The sequence below is a fragment of the Rickettsia endosymbiont of Oedothorax gibbosus genome (assembly GCF_936269705.1).
Taxonomy (GTDB): domain Bacteria; phylum Pseudomonadota; class Alphaproteobacteria; order Rickettsiales; family Rickettsiaceae; genus Tisiphia.
In genome coordinates this window covers 52677-71024 of sequence record NZ_OW370493.1, presented here as the reverse complement: position 1 = coordinate 71024, position 18348 = coordinate 52677, and the positions used below count along the sequence as shown (strand labels likewise).

Here is an 18348-nt window from a genome sequence, read left to right as displayed (position 1 = left end):
CTTTACCAAAAATTTTATTTATTCTCTTAATTTACCTTGGAATTTCTCGTAAGCAGTTGCAATAACTTCCTGATTTAATAAATTTAAGTCTGCTTCATTTAACGTCCGATCATCTGCTTGAAATTGCACTTTAATTGCCACCGATTTTTTACCGGAAGGTAGTTTGTCTCCTGAATAAACATCAAATAGATCAACTGATTTTATCATTTTTTTATTAGAATTTTTGATATAAGCAATTATCTTGCCAACCGGTTGCTCTAGATCAACTACAAAAGCATAGTCTCTAAAGGTTGGTTGGAAGTCGGAAACAATAAACTCGTCTCTTTTAGCAAATTTTGCTTTAGCAAATGGTATATTGGCAATATTTATCTCAAAGGCAAATATCTGGCAGTCAATATCAAAATATTTTAATATAGAGGGATGAATTTGTCCAAAATATGCTATGACATTCTTACCAAGTTTTATAATGTTTGAGTTTGTCGGATGGTAATAAGGTAAATCAACAGGAGCAAATTGGCACTTATCAATAGGTAAACCTGCATAATTTAAAACATTTTCTAAGTAAGATTTAATGTCAAAAACATCTACGGGGCGAGCTGTAGAATGGCAATCTTTTTCGTTATATAGTCCACATCTTACCGCCGAAGCAAAAATCAATTCGCCATCGGATGTGCAAGAGTTAAAGATTGGCCCCAATTCCATCAAAGCAATATCTTTAATGGATCTTGTTAGATTCTTTTGCACTAATTTAAGTAATTTGGCAATGATGCTAGGTCGCATATAATTATTATCAACATTAATAGGATTTAGCAAAAATAGCTCCTCTTTTATTGGAGCAAATAATTTTGCTATTTCACTATCCATGAATGAGTTTGTTACTACCTCATCATACCCGCAACTAGCTAAAATTCTTTTAATATCAGAAACTCTTCGTTGTTCTTTAGGGACAATCCTTGCTAGTTGCATCTCTGGTAATTTAACCGGCTGTAACTTGTCATAACCGTAAATACGAACAATCTCTTCAACAATATCTTCTTTAATTGTGATGTCATGCCGCCAGGAGGGTATGGTAAGTTTGAGACTATCACCTACATAGTCAATTGATGAAAAGTTGGGGACGTTGTCACTCGTCGCTCGCCTATTACTTATAGGCGTCGCTCCATCGTTCCTAGCCCCAAATTCTCCTGAATTGACTATATCTACAATAAAACCAAGCTTCTTTAGAATATCACAAATCTCGGTTTTGCTTAGGTTTAGACCGGTTATTTTAGCTAGGCAATTGATAGGGAAGTTTAGGGATTTTTGCTCAAGGTTGAGTTCCCCATTATACACTATATCAGAAATTTCACCTCCACAAATAGCTAAAATCATTTTACTTGCAATATTTAAGGCTTTTAAGGTAAATTTTTGATCAATATTACGTTCAAAACGATAACGCGAATCAGTATCAATCTGCAGACGCCTACCAGTTTTAGTAATATATTTAGCAGAAAAACATGCCGCTTCTAGCAGAATATTTTGCGTTTCAAGCCCACAACTACTACTATCTCCTCCTATAATACCAGCAAGAGCAAGTACTTGTCCATCATCTTGAACTACCAAATCTCCTGCATCTAAATCATATTCTTTGCCATTTAAAGCTGCAAATTTAGTTTTTTCCTTAAGAGTTGCAACTTGGATATTATCTGATAATTTACTTCTATCATAGGCATGCATTGGTTGCCCGAAGCTATATGATATGTAGTTAGTAACGTCTACTATAGCCGAAACTGGTTTTACGCCAATATTTTGCAATAATTGTTTTAACCAATCAGGGCTTAGCTTATTTTGTAAATTTCTTATTTCTCGAAATCCGAATAAAGGACACGCCTCTTTATTTTCTACTTGTAAACTCAAGCTAGATTTAAATTCTCCGGCAATTTCCGCTATCTCTAGTTCTTTAAATGTACCAATACCACTAGCAGCAAGATCTCTAGCTATACCATAGACGCCAAGAGCATCGCCACGATTGGGGGTAACATTAATATCAAAGACAGGATCATTATACCCATAATATTGTATAAGTGACTCGCCTACTTTAGCCTCTTGCGGCAGTTCTATGATACCTTCTGAATTAGTACCAAGTAATAATTCCTCTTCCGAACATAGCATACCACAACTTTTTTCTCCACGAATTACCGATTCTTTAATTTTAAATTTACCATTTGGAATTTCACAACCAATTTTTGCCAATACTACTTTAATATTCTCCCTAGCATTACTTGCTCCGCAAACTATCTGTAAAATTCCTTCATTAGTTTGGACTTGACATATCTTAAGTTTATCCGCCGAAGGATGGGGTTTAGTAGTTAGTATGTGAGCTACTTCAAAATCTTTTAGCTCCTCCCTTCTATCTACGATTTCTTCTACTTCTAGACCGAGCATAGTCAAGCACTCGGCAATATCTGTAACAGAAACATCTGTATCTAAGAATTTTTTTAACCATGATAGAGTAAATTTCATCTTGTTAACCCCCCAGCTAGAGTTGGTATATCAAAAGCAGAGAAATTATAGTGTTTTAACCATCTTATATCTCCTTCAAAAAATTGTCTAAGATCTTTGATCCCGTATTTTAACATAGCAAAACGTTCAACACCTAGCCCAAAAGCAAACCCTTGATAATGATCACTATCTATATTAACATTTTTCAGAACGTTTGGATGAACCATACCGCAACCAAGTACCTCAAGCCATTTATTGCTATCTGGCATCTTAATATCCACTTCGGCAGATGGTTCAGTAAATGGGAAAAAACTTGGTCTAAAACGTATTTCAATATTTGTTTGTTCAAAAAAGTCTTTGATAAATTCCGTGATAAGGTATTTTAAATGCCCCATATTAATATTTTCATCGAGTACTAGACCTTCAATCTGGTGGAACATTGGTGTATGCGTCATATCGGAATCTGATCTATAAGTTCTACCAGGAGCAATAAACCTAAAAGGCGGTTTATTATTTTGCATGGTTCTAATTTGTATTGTTGAAGTGTGGGTACGTAGTAACAGAGGATCGGCTCCTTCTTTTGCTTTTAGGTAGAAAGTGTCATGCATCTGCCTGGCAGGGTGGTCTTCATAAAAATTGAGGGCAGTAAAATTATACCAGTCATTTTCGATATTTGGACCATCCTTAATGGTTAGCCCAAATTTTGCAAATATTTGAATTAATTCTTCGGTAGCTTGGGTAATGGGGTGAATACTCCCCTTCTTGTGCTGTCTAGCTGGAATGGTTAAATCTGTCTTTTCTTCAGCAAATTGCTTATTTAATTCAAATTCTTCCAAAATAGTTTGTTTTGATTGTAGCAAATTACTAATCTGTTCTTTAAGCAGATTAACTATCTCACCTAACTTTTTGCGATCATTTGGTTCAAGATCGCCCAGTTTTTTCATTTCTTGAGTGAGTAAGCTTTTTTTGCCAAGAAACTCTACCCTAATTTGTTGTAATCCTGATAAAGTTTGAGTTGCCTCTATACTGCTTTGAGCAGATTCTAATATTTGGTTTAGATTATCCATAATAAGTTAATTTAAGTAATAATATCAAGTATTAAATTAAAGGAGATTAGACTAAGTTTCATCAGATGTCTAGACTAAATAAATTATTATTGTTGAACGGGTTATAGTCAATAATCAAGTTTTTTGCAGATTTGAATAAAATATAGGACAATGGTTGTCATCCCTGCGAAAGTAGGTATCTAAAAATGCCCTGAGGTATTATAGATTCCGCACCGAAGCTGGAATGACAAAGAAGTGTAGTTGTCACCCCTGCTTACCTTAGCCTGGATATTGCATGAAGGTGGTATTTATAAAAATAAAATGGCAATATCGCTTATAAGTGGTAATGGATATGTTAATTTTCACTTAAATTATGTCTAGATATGCAATTCTTCCTGATTTAAGATAGAATCCCCCCTTACCCCCATTTTTTATTGTACCGGGGACAGTACCATATTAGCTTATTCTATAGCTAATTTTTTCATAACACTATCCCATATATGTTGGTAAGGATAAGATGAAGACAACAAGAATTTAATGCTCCTAGTATTTCTAATAATTAACCTGAGTTTGACGTAAGCACCAAACAAAATGCTAAGCATTATGTAATAACATAAACAAACTGTTGGTGGTGAGCTATGGTAAAAATAAAACCTTCTTTCAAACTAGTGTGTTAGGAGAAAGAATATTTGAAAAGTAAGAAGGGAGGGATTATAAAGTTCTCGAATAATAACAACAAAATTGGAGAATATATTATGATCCCTCTTACGGAGATTTTCTGCTTAATTGATGATTTTTGCAAGCATTTTGATACGGAGCAAAATAAATATATATTACCAAATCCTAACCGTAAGCGTAAAGTAGTTTGCAGTATAGGACTCTCAGAGATTATTACTATTATAGTAATGTTTCACTTGAGTCACTACCGTACCTTTAAAGATTTTTATTTATGCTGCCTATGTCAAAGTTATAGAAAGGAATTTCCAAAACTTGTGAGCTATAGTCGTTTTGTTCAGTTAATGCCAATGAGCTTCATGCCCATGGTATTACTGCTAAAAAGCCTATCAGGAAAACAAACTGGTCAATATTATATCGACTCTACTAAACTTCCTGCTTGCCATAATTTAAGAATTAATAGACATAAAGTATTCAAAGACATAGCAAAAAGAGGTAAGACTTCCACTGGGTGGTTCTTTGGTTGTAAGCTACATATTGTCATTAACAGTTGCGGAGAGATTATAATGGTTCCAATATTTTGGACAGAAAAATAAGAAAAATGAGATAGAATTCTTTAGCAAACAAGGAGAGCTAGAGATGAAAAAACAAGTAAGGCAATATAGTGCTGAGGAGAAAGCCAAAATTGTCATAGAAGCAATTAATACCAATTGCAATAATTAACACGGTGTGTTTATCCAGTCTCTATACATAATTGATTTTACTAAATCTACATTATGAGCAAATTGATTCCAAGCGTAACAAGCCATAGTGACGATATCTTCATATACACCATAACATTGGTTAGACAAGAAATGATTTTTGATCCATTCCCAAACTTGTTCCATTGCATTAAGTTCCGGTGCATAGGGCGGAAGCGGTATCAAAGTGATATTGCTTGGCACAGTTAGTTTTTTGGCTGTGTGCCAACCTGCATTATCCGTTAGTAAAGCTATATGTCGGTTGCCTTGAATACTGCGAGAAAGCTCTTCTAAGAATTTATTCATTGCCTGTGTGTTTGCATATGGTAAAATTAATGCAAAAGCTTCTCCTGTATCATGGCAAGCAGCTCCATAAATATATGTTGAAATGAATTGCTGTTGCCGAACTTTACGGGGTCTAGTGCCACGCTTAGCCCATATACGAGTTAAGCTACCTTGTTGCCCAACTCGAGTTTCATCCTGAGACCATATATCAACTTTACATCTATCGATATTTTTTGGTAATAATTTTGTTAACATGTCTGGGAAGTTTTTTTATATGTATTTTGAGTCTCTTGATTTGACTTTGGATGCATTGAACGAGAAGTAATCCAGCTAAAACCAAGGCGGTGCATAGTATTGTAGACTGTTTTTAAAGCGCATTTAGCACCATATTCCTCAAGTAACATGATATGTAGCTCCTTTCCAGTTATATACCCACCAGTTTTACTTTCACTGAGCGTATTGATTTTATCAAAAAGAGCAGACTCTTGTATAGTGTTAATCTTCCTAGGGGCGCCGCTTCTTTGTGATTCAAATAATCCTTCAAAACCATGATTCCTAAATCTTCTGAGCCATGATTGCACAGTTTTCCAGTGTGACTTCACTATTTCAGATATGGCTTTTAAAGATTTGCCTAATTGAAGGTGATACATCGCCAATAAACGTATACGATTTCGACCATGCGGCTCATGTTTCATCATTTTTATAAAATCATGACCATGAAAACCTTGTGGTAATATTAACCTAGCCATTTGAGTACCTTTATCAGTTAAAAACCCATTTTACACCACTGCGTTAATTATTGCAATTGGTATGACTGCTTCCTTTGTGGCTCTATTTTTTTATTTTCTTTGTTGACAAATTCACTCGTCCATATATGACAATTTTACGTTTAAAGATGGATATATTCAAATTTCCTTCGAACAACCTCCTAGATTTTCAGGTAATTTTTAATTTATGTACTGAGATAGTTGAAATCTTTAAAAAAATTGATATATTAACTATTCAACATTACTTTATTTGGTAAAGTATGGGGCTGTTTTAATTGTCAAGATAAAGATTTGTTAGATAGAAATAAGTCATCTAAATTTTTTTGACAGAGCCTAAGTTTAATAAAGAAGTTGTATATATTATTTATTGCATATATAATTTGAGTTTAATAAATATTGCAAATAATATAATTTTTACTAACTATATAGTAAAATAATATGATATAATAATGGTAATATGAAAAATAATAGTGCATTAGCAACTCAAGTAGCAAACCCTCTAAATAGTGCTCTTGAAAAGTGCAAAATTGCTTTTTGGATAATTTTTGGTTTCGCGTTTGTTATTAACTTATTAATGTTGATAACCCCTCTTTATTCATTACAAGTTCTTGATCGAGTTATAGGAAGTGGTAACACATGGACATTAATGTGGTTGTCCATTATTATTGGTACAATCTATTTTATTTATGGGTTATTACAAATTGCTAGATCATTCACTTTAATTAAAGTTGGTGAATGGTTGGACAAAACAGTTGCTTCTGTAATTTTTGGTCACTCTATTTCAGCTGCTGCAACCCGTACTAATACTGGTGCTAGCCAATTACTTCGTGATTTTCAAACAATAAAAACTTTTGTAACTAGTACTGGTATTAATACTTTATTTGATGCCCCTTGGAGTGTTGTCTATATAGTAGTAATTTTCTTAATTCACCCATATATTGGGATTTTAACATTAGTTGGTGCTATTATTATCGTATCTACGGCTTTCTTTAATGCTGCCGCAACTAATAGAACTCTTGGTGAGGCTACTGAATTCTCGATAAAGGGTATGACCCAAGCTGATATTGCTAATAGGAATTCAGAAGTTGTAGAAGCTATGGGGATGATGAAAAATGTCACGGCAAATTGGCATCAATTTAATATTGCTGCTTTGGAGAAACAATCCATTGCTAGTTATCGTAATGGTGCTATCTCTAATTTTTCCAGATTTATTCGTAATATTATGCAAATGCTTGTAACTGGTATTGGTGCTTATGTGGTTGTTAGTACTTCAGGAAGAGATATGACTACTGGTGGTATGATTATGAGTTCTATTATAGTTGGCAGGGCTCTAGCTCCTTTCGATAATGCTATTGAGTTATGGAAAAGTATGAGTAGTGCCATAAAATCTTATAAAAATATCAATCAGTTATTTGCTTCGTATAAATCAAGAGAAGAAGCAATGCCAATTCCGAATGTCGAAGGACATTTAACTGTAGAAAATATTTATTATTCATTTCCAGTCCCTCCATATATGCCACAACCTCCAGTACCAAGATATATTTTAAAAGATGTATCTTTTGCCGTTCAGCCTGGAGAAATATTAGCAGTTATCGGACCTTCTGCTGCAGGTAAGTCAACTTTAGCTAAAGTTCTAGTTGGGGTATGGAAAGCTGCATCAGGAACTGTTAGACTTGATAGCGGGGAAATTTATCGCTGGAATAGAGAAGATTTTGGTAAGCATGTAGGATATTTGCCACAAGGGATAGAATTATTTAGTGGTAGCATAAAACAGAATATAGCTAGGATGGCTGAAAATGCTGATCCAGAAAAAGTAATTGAGGCAGCTAAAATTGCTGGAGCTCATGAAATGGTCTTAAGATTACCAGATGGTTATGATTCGGATATTGGAACAGCTGGCTCTAATCTCTCTGGGGGACAAAAACAACGTGTTGGTCTTGCTAGAGCATTTTATGGTAATCCTAAATTAATTATTTTAGATGAACCCAATGCTAATCTTGATGAGGCGGGTGAAATAGCCTTATCAAATTCTTTAAAGCAAGCAAAAGCTAGGGGTATTGCTGTAGTTGTTATCTCTCATAGACCTTCTGTATTATCAGTGGTAGATAAGATATTGGTATTACAAGATGGAGCCGTAGCTCTTTATGGTACTCAAGAAGAGCTGCAAAATCGAGTTAAACTGTTACAAAACGGTGCAATTCACATTAACGAATAAAGTTTTAAGTATTATGGAAGAAAAGCCAACTAATAAGCCGACATTTACAGCAGAGCAACTTAAACAGCTCTTATCGCTACAAAATGATTTGATACACTCGAAAAAAACAAAGGGGGGTGTTCTATCACAAAAGATAGTAGTAGGTATTTCTAAGACAATTCAGAATACATTATATTATCTTGATCGTTTTGTTAATTTTGTTACCAAAAATAATGATGTTGATCGCAATGATGTAGTACAAACTGCTAGAGCTCCAATTCTTTTTGGAGTAGCTATAATAATCTGCTTTGTATTAGTTGGAGGAATATGGGGAAGTTTTGCTCCTCTTGATAGTGCGGCTGGGGCATCGGGCGTTGTGGTAACATATAGTAATAAGCAAATAATTAACCACCAGGAGGGGGGAATTATAGCTAATATTTTTGTTAAACAAGGCGATAAAGTTAAGGCGGGTGATAAATTAATAAAGTTGGAAGATACAAAAATTAAATCGCAGTACGAAATTACTTTAAGCCAATATAGGCACGCTTTAGCAGCAGAAAGTCGCTTAATGGCTGAGAGAGATAATCAAGACAAAATTGAGTTTCCAGAATTATTAACAGAAGCCATAAATTTACCTGAAGTAGCAAGGGTTATACATACTCAAGAAAGCTTATTTTACTCCAAAAAAGAAATGTATAAAAGTGAGAAAAATGCTTTGTATCAAAGGATCGAGCAATTAAATAAAAAAATTGAAGGTATGCAAGCTAGAAAGACTGCCAATGTCAAAAGTCTAGAAGTTATTAGGGATCGTTTAAAAGCAATACATACATTACATGATAAAGGTTTTTCTAATAAAGCTGCTTTATTGGAAGTTGAAGCTAAGGAAGCCAACTTTAAAAGTGAAATAGCTATGACAGAAAGTGACATTGCAGCTACTAAACATACTATTATAGAGTGTGAGATTAGTATTATTAACCTACAGAATAAATATACAAAGGATACTCTGACTGAATTAAAAGATGCTCAAGGGCAAGTATCTCATCTAAAAGAGCAGTTTACTGCTTATAAGGACTCATTGAGTCGTACAGTTATTACGTCTCCTGTTGATGGTATTGTCAATGTATTGCACTTTCATACAATAGGCGGAGTAATTCCTAACAACACTACTCCGATTGTAGAAATTTCTCCAACTAATGATACTTTGATAATAGAGGCAAAAGTTCCACAAAAAAACATAGATTCAGTACATGAAGGTTTGTTAGCAAAGATTCGCTTTAGTGCTTTTAAATCTAGAACAACACCACTATTTACTGGTAAAGTAGTTAGAATATCTCCTGATACTGTCCAAGACAGAACTCAAGCACAACAAACTCCAGAAACTTTTTACGTTGCTATAATTGAGATTGATATGGAGGAATTTAATAAGATTGCAAAAGCTAGAAAGTTAGAACTCCATCCTGGCATGCAGGTGGAAGTTCAAATTGTCACTGGTACAAGAACTCTCCTAAGATATCTACTTGATCCTATTACTGACACTATGTTCAGAGCATTTAAAGAGAAATGATAACCTATATGTAAATGATCTTGAGTCTGAGTACTGGTCTTGCTAATTTACTATGGCTGGAATTTTTTTAAAAAAATATTCTAAAAACACTTAGTGCTTCTAATTTTTTACTATATTATTTAGATTTATTCGGAAATTTAACCATAATTATGTGTAATTATATATGACCATTATGTCTGATAATTGGATAAGAAAAATGTGTGTAAACCATGATATGATTACACCTTTTACTGATACGCAAGTTAAATTAAATAACTCAGAGAGAATCATTTCTTATGGTTTATCGTCCTATGGTTATGATGCAAGAGTCTCAAAGGAATTCAAAATATTTACTAATATCAATTCGGCAATAGTTGATCCCAAAAATTTCACTGAATGCAGCTTGGTAGATAGAGAGGTTGATGTTTGTATTATTCCACCAAACAGTTTTGCCTTAGCAAGAACAATTGAATATTTTAAGATTCCAAGAGATGTATTAGTTATTTGTGTTGGTAAATCAACCTATGCAAGATGCGGTATAATTGTTAACGTAACACCATTAGAACCTGAATGGGAAGGACATGTAACATTAGAATTTTCTAATACTACTCCATTGCCGGCAAAAATTTATGCTAATGAGGGAGCGTGTCAATTTTTATTTTTAAAAGGCGATCAAATTTGTAATAGATCTTATGCTGATCGTCATGGGAAATATATGAAACAGCAAGGTGTTACCTTGCCGATAACTTAAAAATTTTAATATAAAAGGACTATTTGTTATGAAAGACTCTAATCAACAAGAGATGCCACATATCGCTATTAATGCTCAATATATAAAGGATTTATCTTTTGAAAATCCAGATGCTCCAAAATCTTTAGTATCTTTGGAACGTAATCCACAAATTGATTTATTCCTAGACCTTAATATTTCTAATTTACCTGAAGAAAATTTTTATGAGGTAGAATTAAGTATAGAAGCTAAAGCAATGAGCGAAAAGCATAAGCTATTTATAGTAGACCTAAAATATGCGGGGGTTTTTAACCTGATTAATATAGCGGAAGATCAACACCAGATGATATTAGCAATCCACTGTCCAGCAATGATTTTCCCATTTGCCAGAAAAATTATTTCGGATGTAACGCAGGATGGAGGGTTCCGGCCATTGATGATTGATCCGATTGATTTTGGTGCTTTATATCACAAGAAAATGCGAGAAAGTGAAAATTAACTATAGCTATGTCAATACTATAAGTTTCCCTGTATTGCTTTAGGTCAGCAAAAGCGGCTCCCCGCTAATAAGATTGTTGGAGAGCCGCTAGCTACAACGATATTGTCCTTTAAATGTGGAAACGCTTTTTTATCTATTTAGCAATCTCTGTGATACCACATGTTGCATCAGTTGACCCAGCTACCATATTTATAATGTCAGGAGCTTTAAACAATATTATAACCCCAGTCACAATAACCAGTGCAACTTCCCATTTTAATTGTCCTCTGAGAGTTTGAATTCCTAGTACAACTATACCAATAACTGCTATACCACGAGCCGTATTTCCACGAAATACTTTAATCATATTACACAACACTGTACCTACCGGATCGGCAGTAGAATTCGCAAAAGCATCTGATGCTGCAATAATCAGAGCAACGCTGCAAAGAACAAACAGCAAACGCCAGACGAAGTTCCTATCAAATTGTTCCAAATATGGTCTATAAATATTCATATTTTACCTCGTCAATGAATTATTTAAACATGCAGCTGATTCTATACTGTAGCCTTTTAAAATTCAAGGATTTAATATAAAGCAGAATATCTAATTAAAGAATTACTGAGGAATAAGGGCTTATGTGCTGTTTTAGCCATACATGGAGAGTAGTTTGTATAATTCTAAACGAGACTTATAGCCCATAGCAATTATCTTTTATCTAAATTTTCAAAAAAATATTTATCTAAATAATAAAACAACGTTTTTGTTGAATAAGTTTATGGCAAACTTCAAGTAGCTTACGCATACAAGCAACTATCGCAACTTTCTTAGGTTTAATACCAATTGCAATAATTAACACGGTGTGTTTATCCAGTCTCTATACATAATTGATTTTACTAAATCTACATTATGAGCAAATTGATTCCAAGCGTAACAAGCCATAGTGACGATATCTTCATATACACCATAACATTGGTTAGACAAGAAATGATTTTTGATCCATTCCCAAACTTGTTCCATTGCATTAAGTTCCGGTGCATAGGGCGGAAGCGGTATCAAAGTGATATTGCTTGGCACAGTTAGTTTTTTGGCTGTGTGCCAACCTGCATTATCCGTTAGTAAAGCTATATGTCGGTTGCCTTGAATACTGCGAGAAAGCTCTTCTAAGAATTTATTCATTGCCTGTGTGTTTGCATATGGTAAAATTAATGCAAAAGCTTCTCCTGTATCATGGCAAGCAGCTCCATAAATATATGTTGAAATGAATTGCTGTTGCCGAACTTTACGGGGTCTAGTGCCACGCTTAGCCCATATACGAGTTAAGCTACCTTGTTGCCCAACTCGAGTTTCATCCTGAGACCATATATCAACTTTACATCTATCGATATTTTTTGGTAATAATTTTGTTAACATGTCTGGGAAGTTTTTTTATATGTATTTTGAGTCTCTTGATTTGACTTTGGATGCATTGAACGAGAAGTAATCCAGCTAAAACCAAGGCGGTGCATAGTATTGTAGACTGTTTTTAAAGCGCATTTAGCACCATATTCCTCAAGTAACATGATATGTAGCTCCTTTCCAGTTATATACCCACCAGTTTTACTTTCACTGAGCGTATTGATTTTATCAAAAAGAGCAGACTCTTGTATAGTGTTAATCTTCCTAGGGGCGCCGCTTCTTTGTGATTCAAATAATCCTTCAAAACCATGATTCCTAAATCTTCTGAGCCATGATTGCACAGTTTTCCAGTGTGACTTCACTATTTCAGATATGGCTTTTAAAGATTTGCCTAATTGAAGGTGATACATCGCCAATAAACGTATACGATTTCGACCATGCGGCTCATGTTTCATCATTTTTATAAAATCATGACCATGAAAACCTTGTGGTAATATTAACCTAGCCATTTGAGTACCTTTATCAGTTAAAAACCCATTTTACACCACTGCGTTAATTATTGCACTTGGTATTAGATGGTTATTTATCAGAAAGTCTAACCATTCTTTATTCATAAATTCTCTATCAGCAAGCAAATATTTTATTCTTTCAACGCCAAAATTATTAATAAATTTCTGTAAAAATTCCTTCATAAATTCTGCAGAACACCCGCCACCATGCGACAAAGTCTTCCAGAATATTGGCACCGATATTTTACCAATTACCATTACTAAAAATAAAATATTAATATCGGATTTACCAAATTTCCAACTTGTCCTATCCATTGCTACGACATAATTTTTTGAAGCAAAAAAGCTTAATAGCAAATAGCCAACCTTCATATAATCAAAATTAAAATCTTTTAAAAAACACGTCAATTCGGGATAAGGATATTGTGAACATGTAGATTAAAATCAAATTTTGTTGAAGGTTTATTTTTCTTTAATGAGTAAGCAACAAGAGTAGATAATATATGGACAAAGGCATTTATTGGTGATCTATGTCTAGTATGTTCAAGGTTCATTTTATTTTTTAGATAATCAAAAACTGTTTCAATTAAGTTACGCTTTCGAAGTAAGATTTTTTCTTTCAAATCCATTAATTTATTTTCCATATTCTTCTTAATTCCATGAATCATTTTTAAGCCTCTTTCATATAAATTTAAGAACAAATTTTGCTTAATATAACCTTTATCAGCTGCTATAATTCCAGTTAATCTTTTTGTTAACTCCGGTACTGGAACCCTATCATCTACATTGCCTTTGGTCACTTTTAATGCCATAAACTCCCCTTTATTATTGATTATTACATGTAATTTAAAACCATAAAAATACCCCATAGAGGATTTACTATGTTTGGCTAATCCTTTAAAAACTTTATTGCTATAACGCCTTTTATTGTGACAAGCTTTAATCGTTGTAGAGTCAATAAAATAAATACCTGTTTCCTCACCAAACAACAAATGAATCAACATATTTAGCGGTATGAATAATCGTGCCATTAATTCAACAAATCTATTATAACTCAAGGCTTTGGGAAAATCATCCTTATGCATGCACTCTATATAACTTTTATAGAAAAATTTAAAATTCTTAGCATAGGATGTATGAAACATAATTATTATTGTTAACATTTCACTTAGACTCATGCTACAACAGCGATTTCTTTGCTTATTTGATGGTAATAACTTTCTCTGTTCATACTCCAAATAAATTTTACAAAAATCATCTATAAAACTATATAATTCTGTGATATCTTTTTTCATGCCTGTAGTTTGTTTTTTTGTTTAAAAATATAAATACTGCAGGCACTCCTTTTTGACAATCCTTTTATCTATTACTATTTCATCTATATCTTATCCCGAACTGACGTAAAAAACGATAAATTCTATGAGTTTTTGACGTCGCTTTAGCATCACCTAAAATACCAAGTGCTAAACCTTTTTGATAAATTGAGCTGCCCGTCAGCAAACTAATTACCATACCAACCAAACATTTTAATCTTGATTTATTTCCGTCTATATATAAAATCAATTCTTGAAGTATTATATTATGCATTTTGTTATAAAAATACCTACCTTATACTACTTCACACCACTCTAAATCAACCATTCTTCTTCATCTTCTCAAAATTGTAGGGTACTATAATAAGTAATAGGCGAGCATTGAGCGACAACGTCCCCAACTTCTCATCAATTGACTAATACATAAATCTATATTATTAACTAGTAATCATGACTTTTATACAATCTGCTACAGGATATTTTTCTCTTTGCAAGCGTATATTATGCTCAAAATATCTGAACATCCCACCGTAACCTTCCATGATGATTTTTCCATCCATAAAATATGAAATTAAACTGTAATATAGGCTGATCTGCTCGCTAAAGCCGTTGTCACGGATTATATCTACATATTCAATTATTTGCTCAACTAACTGAAAATTAACAAAATGTTCATCTGCAGCTAATTTTATTATTTCTTCGCCATTCTTGATTTTTGTTAATTTTTCAATAACCTCTTGCATATTGCTATATTTTTTACTTGTGTACATTTGGAATTGAGCATCTAGAAAATCCACTAGGTTTCCTTCAAGAGTTTGCGGTTTAATTTCCCAGTAATATCCGTCATTATCTTCACTATAATTATAATAATCAAGATTTAGTTCATCGTTTAATCGCCTGGTAATATGATCAACTGTTATATCTGGATACTTTATGCGTTTTTTATCGACTGCAATATTTTGCACTATGCCAACGGTTAAATATGTTCCCATAAAATTCTCCTATAAAATTCATTTATAAATTAACTAATAAAGCTATTCATTACTTACTCACCTTACGCATAAACCCCGGGGCAATTAAAAAATTGCAGGGTGAATTATTTTAGGTAGTTTGGTAAATTACCAGTAAACATTAAAACACTTGATACTAACACCACCCAAAATAAAGTAAAAGGTAAAAATACTTTCCAACCTAAACGCATTAACTGGTCGTAACGATATCTAGGTAATGTCGCTCTTATCCATAAGAAACAAAATAAGAACAACCCAACTTTTACTATAAACCAAATAAAGCCTGGTATAAAATTCAAGAATTTAATGCCAAAAGGCGGAAAATAACCACCTAAGAAAAATGTTGTGGTCATACCGCTAGCTAAAATCATATTAGCATATTCACCAAGAAAAAATAAGGCAAAACCCATCGAAGAATATTCAACATTATAACCAGCAACCAGCTCAGATTCAGCTTCTGATAAATCAAAAGGCAATCTATTAGTTTCTACAAGTACTGATATGAAGAATATTACTGCCATAGGTAACAACATCAAATCAACCCACCAAGGCAATACTTGTTGCCTTTCTATGATTTCTGAAAGATTAAGAGTTCCAGTCGTTAAAAGTACAGTAACAATCACCAACCCTATAGATACTTCGTATGAAATCATCTGAGCTGACGAGCGAATAGCCCCAAGGAAAGCATATTTCGAATTACTTGCCCAACCAGCTATGATTATACCATAAACCCCCAACGATGAGATTGCCATAATATATAAAACACCAACATTAATGTCAGCTAACACCAACTTTTTATCAAAAGGTATCACTGCCCAACCAATTAAACTAAGCACAAAGGTAACCATAGGAGCCAAGGTGAATAATATTTTATCAGCTTGTCTTGGTATAATTGTTTCTTTAAATAATAGTTTAACTGCATCAGCAATTGGTTGCAACAAACCAAAATATCCAACGACATTTGGACCTTTTCTTAACTGCATTAAACCTATTACTCTTCGCTCAGCATAGGTAAGATATGCTACACACAGCAAAAGAGGAATAGTGATAGATAGGACTTTCAATGCCACAATAATTAACGGTAATAGATATTGTTGAAATAACGATATCATGCAACTTTTTCCCTTTCTTGTTTTGATTCCAAACACTTTGCCATAGTAATAGATGCCCTACTAATTGAATCTGTCATGTAATAATTTATCGGTTTAGTAACTATATAATAGTTAAGTAATTTATCTGTAGAGGTAAATTTTATAAAGTCACCACTCATTATTTCAGAAATATTGGCAAATACTGGAAACTCTGCTGCCAACTTATTTCTTATTTCAACTAAATTATTCATACCAAGATTTAGCCCTAAATTACTGGCTAGGTTATTTATAATAAGCCAATCTTCTTTTGCTTGTCCTACTGGACTAGTTGCCGCCCTAGCATATTGTGGTCTTCCTTCAAAATTTAGGTAAATAGCATCTTTCTCTGTATAGCTACTAGCAGGAAAAATGACATTTGCTGCATTTGCTCCATTATCACCGTGATGCCCTTGATATACGACAAAAGATGATTTTATTTTACTCATATCAATCTCATCACTACCTAGTAAATAGACAAATTTGATATCACCTATTTCTGCCTTTTGTAAAATTTCATAAACCCCATTACCACCACCCTTAGCACTAGAATTTTTAGGGCTAAAACCTATATCTAAACTACCGACCATTGACGCATGATTATGCAATATATTAAAACCATTCCAATTCTCTCTAACTATCTTATATTTATCCACCATCTGATGAATGAGTGCCAAAATAGCATAACCATCCTCCCGAGAATATACTCCATCACCAATGATTATTATTGGATTTTTTGCAGCTGCCAACTCCTTAGAAAATTGATGTTCTCCTGATATTATTGCCTTAATTATTTCAGGGCTAGCCCCTAATTCATTGATAGAATAAGTTTGGTCACTAACATTACCAATTCGAGCTACTTTTAGCTTACCTTCTCTTTGCAACACGCCAATACAAGCATTAAGAACAGGTGCTATTTGCCTAATATTTGCACCAATTAGCAAAGCAAGATCAGCTTTTTTAAGTCCAGAAATCGTTGTGTTAAATAGATAGTTTCCTCTACTAGATCGGTCTATTTTATAATTAAATTGATTACTATCAAAATTATTACATCCTAGCTTCTGTAACAATGTTTTTAATAAAAACATTGATTCGGTACAGGCGAGTGTTCCAGCGATTGCCGCCATTTGATCACCGGCAAGCGATTGTAATTTTTGTGCTACTAGAGCAATGGCATCACTCCAAGAGGCTTCAACTAATTTACCATTTTGTCTGATATACGGAGAATCTAACCTTTGATATTTCAAACCATCATAAGCAAATCGTGCTTTATCGGATATCCACTCATCATTAATGTCATCATTAACCCTAGGTAATATCCTCATTACTTCCTCCCCCCTACTATCTATCCTGATATTACAACCTTGGGCATCAAATACATCTATTGATTCGGTTTTCTTTAGTTCCCAACTACGGGCTTTAAAAGAATAAGGCTTTGAATTTAATGCTCCAACTGGACAAACATCGATAATATTGCCTGACAACTCTGAAGCAAGACTACGCTCAAGGTAAGAGGTAACTTCCATATGCTCTCCTCTATAAAGAGCTCCTATTTCCTCAATTCCAGCAATATCAGTGGCAAACCTTATACATCTTGTACATTGTATGCATCTAGTCATTTGGGTTTTAATCAAAGGTCCCATATATTTATCTTTGACTGTCCTTTTATTCTCCAAAAATCTAGAACGTGCTCCACCATATTTAAATGCTTGATCCTGTAGATCACACTCACCTCCTTGGTCACAAATAGGACAATCTAGAGGATGATTGATCAATAGAAACTCCATTACCCCTTCACGAGCCTTTTTAACGCCAATAGTATTAGTATGGATCACCATACCTGGGGCAACAGGCGTAGCACAAGAGGCGATAGGTTTGGGAGATTTTTCCATCTCTACCAAGCACATACGACAATTACCAGCAATTTTCAAACGTTCATGAAAGCAGAAATGGGGGATTTCTATACCAAGCTTGCTGCAGGCACGAAATACGGTTGTACCCTCTTCTACTTCAATTTCAATATCATCTATAGTAAGTTTTATCATTGATGT

The 18348-nt window shown here is 33.7% G+C and carries 17 protein-coding genes and 2 pseudogenes; 5 read left to right on the top strand and 14 right to left on the bottom strand.

The window, feature by feature from the left end; translation table 11 throughout:
* Positions 1-18: 18 nt before the first annotated feature.
* The 3 genes and pseudogenes from NBW66_RS14805 to pheS form a co-directional block, all read right to left on the bottom strand.
* Positions 19-1101 (bottom strand): phenylalanine--tRNA ligase subunit beta-related protein, encoded by a 1083-nt coding sequence (locus NBW66_RS14805; RefSeq protein WP_410525841.1) that lies wholly within the window; start codon positions 1099-1101, stop codon positions 19-21.
* A 93-nt stretch (positions 1102-1194) separates the two neighbouring features.
* Positions 1195-2502, bottom strand: a pseudogene (gene pheT, locus NBW66_RS14800) (phenylalanine--tRNA ligase subunit beta); the annotation flags it as partial.
* On the bottom strand, positions 2499-3548 hold the full coding sequence (pheS, locus tag NBW66_RS00370) for a phenylalanine--tRNA ligase subunit alpha (RefSeq protein ID WP_250311413.1): 1050 nt from the start codon (positions 3546-3548) through the stop codon (positions 2499-2501). The gene pheS and the pseudogene pheT, both read right to left, overlap by 4 nt.
* A gap of 734 nt (positions 3549-4282) precedes the next feature.
* Here pheS and NBW66_RS00365 point away from each other — a divergent pair.
* A pseudogene (locus tag NBW66_RS00365) lies at positions 4283-4768 on the top strand (transposase); the annotation flags it as partial.
* Between the two features lie 153 nt (positions 4769-4921).
* Here the strand turns inward: NBW66_RS00365 and NBW66_RS00360 are convergent.
* Together NBW66_RS00360 and NBW66_RS00355 are read right to left on the bottom strand one after the other, a co-directional pair.
* Positions 4922-5482: an IS630 family transposase gene (locus tag NBW66_RS00360; RefSeq protein WP_250310543.1), complete on the bottom strand. Its 561-nt coding sequence runs from the start codon at positions 5480-5482 to the stop codon at positions 4922-4924.
* The gene (locus NBW66_RS00355) at positions 5476-5976 is read right to left on the bottom strand and encodes a helix-turn-helix domain-containing protein (RefSeq protein ID WP_250310542.1); all 501 of its coding nucleotides are present in this window, start codon (positions 5974-5976) and stop codon (positions 5476-5478) included. Before NBW66_RS00355 ends, NBW66_RS00360 begins: the two co-directional genes overlap by 7 nt.
* A 475-nt stretch (positions 5977-6451) precedes the next feature.
* On the opposite strand from NBW66_RS00355, the gene NBW66_RS00350 reads away from it, so the two are divergent.
* The 4 genes from NBW66_RS00350 to secB all read left to right on the top strand — a co-directional run bounded on the left by NBW66_RS00350 (position 6452) and on the right by secB (position 10960).
* Positions 6452-8209: a type I secretion system permease/ATPase gene (locus NBW66_RS00350; RefSeq protein ID WP_250311411.1), complete on the top strand. Its 1758-nt coding sequence runs from the start codon at positions 6452-6454 to the stop codon at positions 8207-8209.
* A 13-nt stretch (positions 8210-8222) separates the two neighbouring features.
* Positions 8223-9752: an HlyD family type I secretion periplasmic adaptor subunit gene (locus tag NBW66_RS00345; protein ID WP_250312217.1), complete on the top strand. Its 1530-nt coding sequence runs from the start codon at positions 8223-8225 to the stop codon at positions 9750-9752.
* Positions 9753-9915: 163 nt separating this feature from the next.
* Positions 9916-10482 (top strand): dCTP deaminase, encoded by a 567-nt coding sequence (dcd, locus tag NBW66_RS00340; RefSeq protein ID WP_250311410.1) that lies wholly within the window; start codon positions 9916-9918, stop codon positions 10480-10482.
* Between the two features lie 28 nt (positions 10483-10510).
* On the top strand, positions 10511-10960 hold the full coding sequence (secB, locus tag NBW66_RS00335) for a protein-export chaperone SecB (protein ID WP_250311409.1): 450 nt from the start codon (positions 10511-10513) through the stop codon (positions 10958-10960).
* A 133-nt stretch (positions 10961-11093) separates the two neighbouring features.
* On the opposite strand, the gene NBW66_RS00330 is transcribed toward secB, so the two are convergent.
* The 9 genes from NBW66_RS00330 to nuoG form a co-directional block, all read right to left on the bottom strand.
* Positions 11094-11456, bottom strand: coding sequence for a TrbC/VirB2 family type IV secretion system protein (locus NBW66_RS00330; protein ID WP_250311408.1), 363 nt, complete (start codon positions 11454-11456; stop codon positions 11094-11096).
* A gap of 336 nt (positions 11457-11792) precedes the next feature.
* A complete protein-coding gene (locus NBW66_RS00325; RefSeq protein ID WP_250310543.1) occupies positions 11793-12353 on the bottom strand; it encodes an IS630 family transposase in 561 nt (186 codons plus the stop codon).
* On the bottom strand, positions 12347-12847 hold the full coding sequence (locus NBW66_RS00320; RefSeq protein ID WP_250310542.1) for a helix-turn-helix domain-containing protein: 501 nt from the start codon (positions 12845-12847) through the stop codon (positions 12347-12349). The genes NBW66_RS00325 and NBW66_RS00320 overlap by 7 nt, the downstream gene beginning before the upstream one ends.
* Positions 12848-12877: 30 nt before the next feature.
* Positions 12878-13255, bottom strand: coding sequence for a hypothetical protein (locus NBW66_RS00315; RefSeq protein ID WP_250311407.1), 378 nt, complete (start codon positions 13253-13255; stop codon positions 12878-12880).
* Positions 13252-14142 (bottom strand): IS982 family transposase, encoded by an 891-nt coding sequence (locus NBW66_RS00310; RefSeq protein ID WP_250310582.1) that lies wholly within the window; start codon positions 14140-14142, stop codon positions 13252-13254. Before NBW66_RS00310 ends, NBW66_RS00315 begins: the two co-directional genes overlap by 4 nt.
* Positions 14143-14221: 79 nt before the next feature.
* The gene (locus NBW66_RS00305) at positions 14222-14434 is read right to left on the bottom strand and encodes a hypothetical protein (RefSeq protein WP_250311406.1); all 213 of its coding nucleotides are present in this window, start codon (positions 14432-14434) and stop codon (positions 14222-14224) included.
* Between the two features lie 163 nt (positions 14435-14597).
* A complete protein-coding gene (locus NBW66_RS00300; RefSeq protein WP_250311405.1) occupies positions 14598-15152 on the bottom strand; it encodes a hypothetical protein in 555 nt (184 codons plus the stop codon).
* A gap of 104 nt (positions 15153-15256) precedes the next feature.
* Positions 15257-16282: an NADH-quinone oxidoreductase subunit NuoH gene (nuoH, locus tag NBW66_RS00295; protein ID WP_250311404.1), complete on the bottom strand. Its 1026-nt coding sequence runs from the start codon at positions 16280-16282 to the stop codon at positions 15257-15259.
* On the bottom strand, positions 16279-18342 hold the full coding sequence (gene nuoG, locus NBW66_RS00290) for an NADH-quinone oxidoreductase subunit NuoG (protein ID WP_250311403.1): 2064 nt from the start codon (positions 18340-18342) through the stop codon (positions 16279-16281). The genes nuoH and nuoG overlap by 4 nt, the downstream gene beginning before the upstream one ends.
* Between the last annotated feature and the right edge of the window lie 6 nt (positions 18343-18348).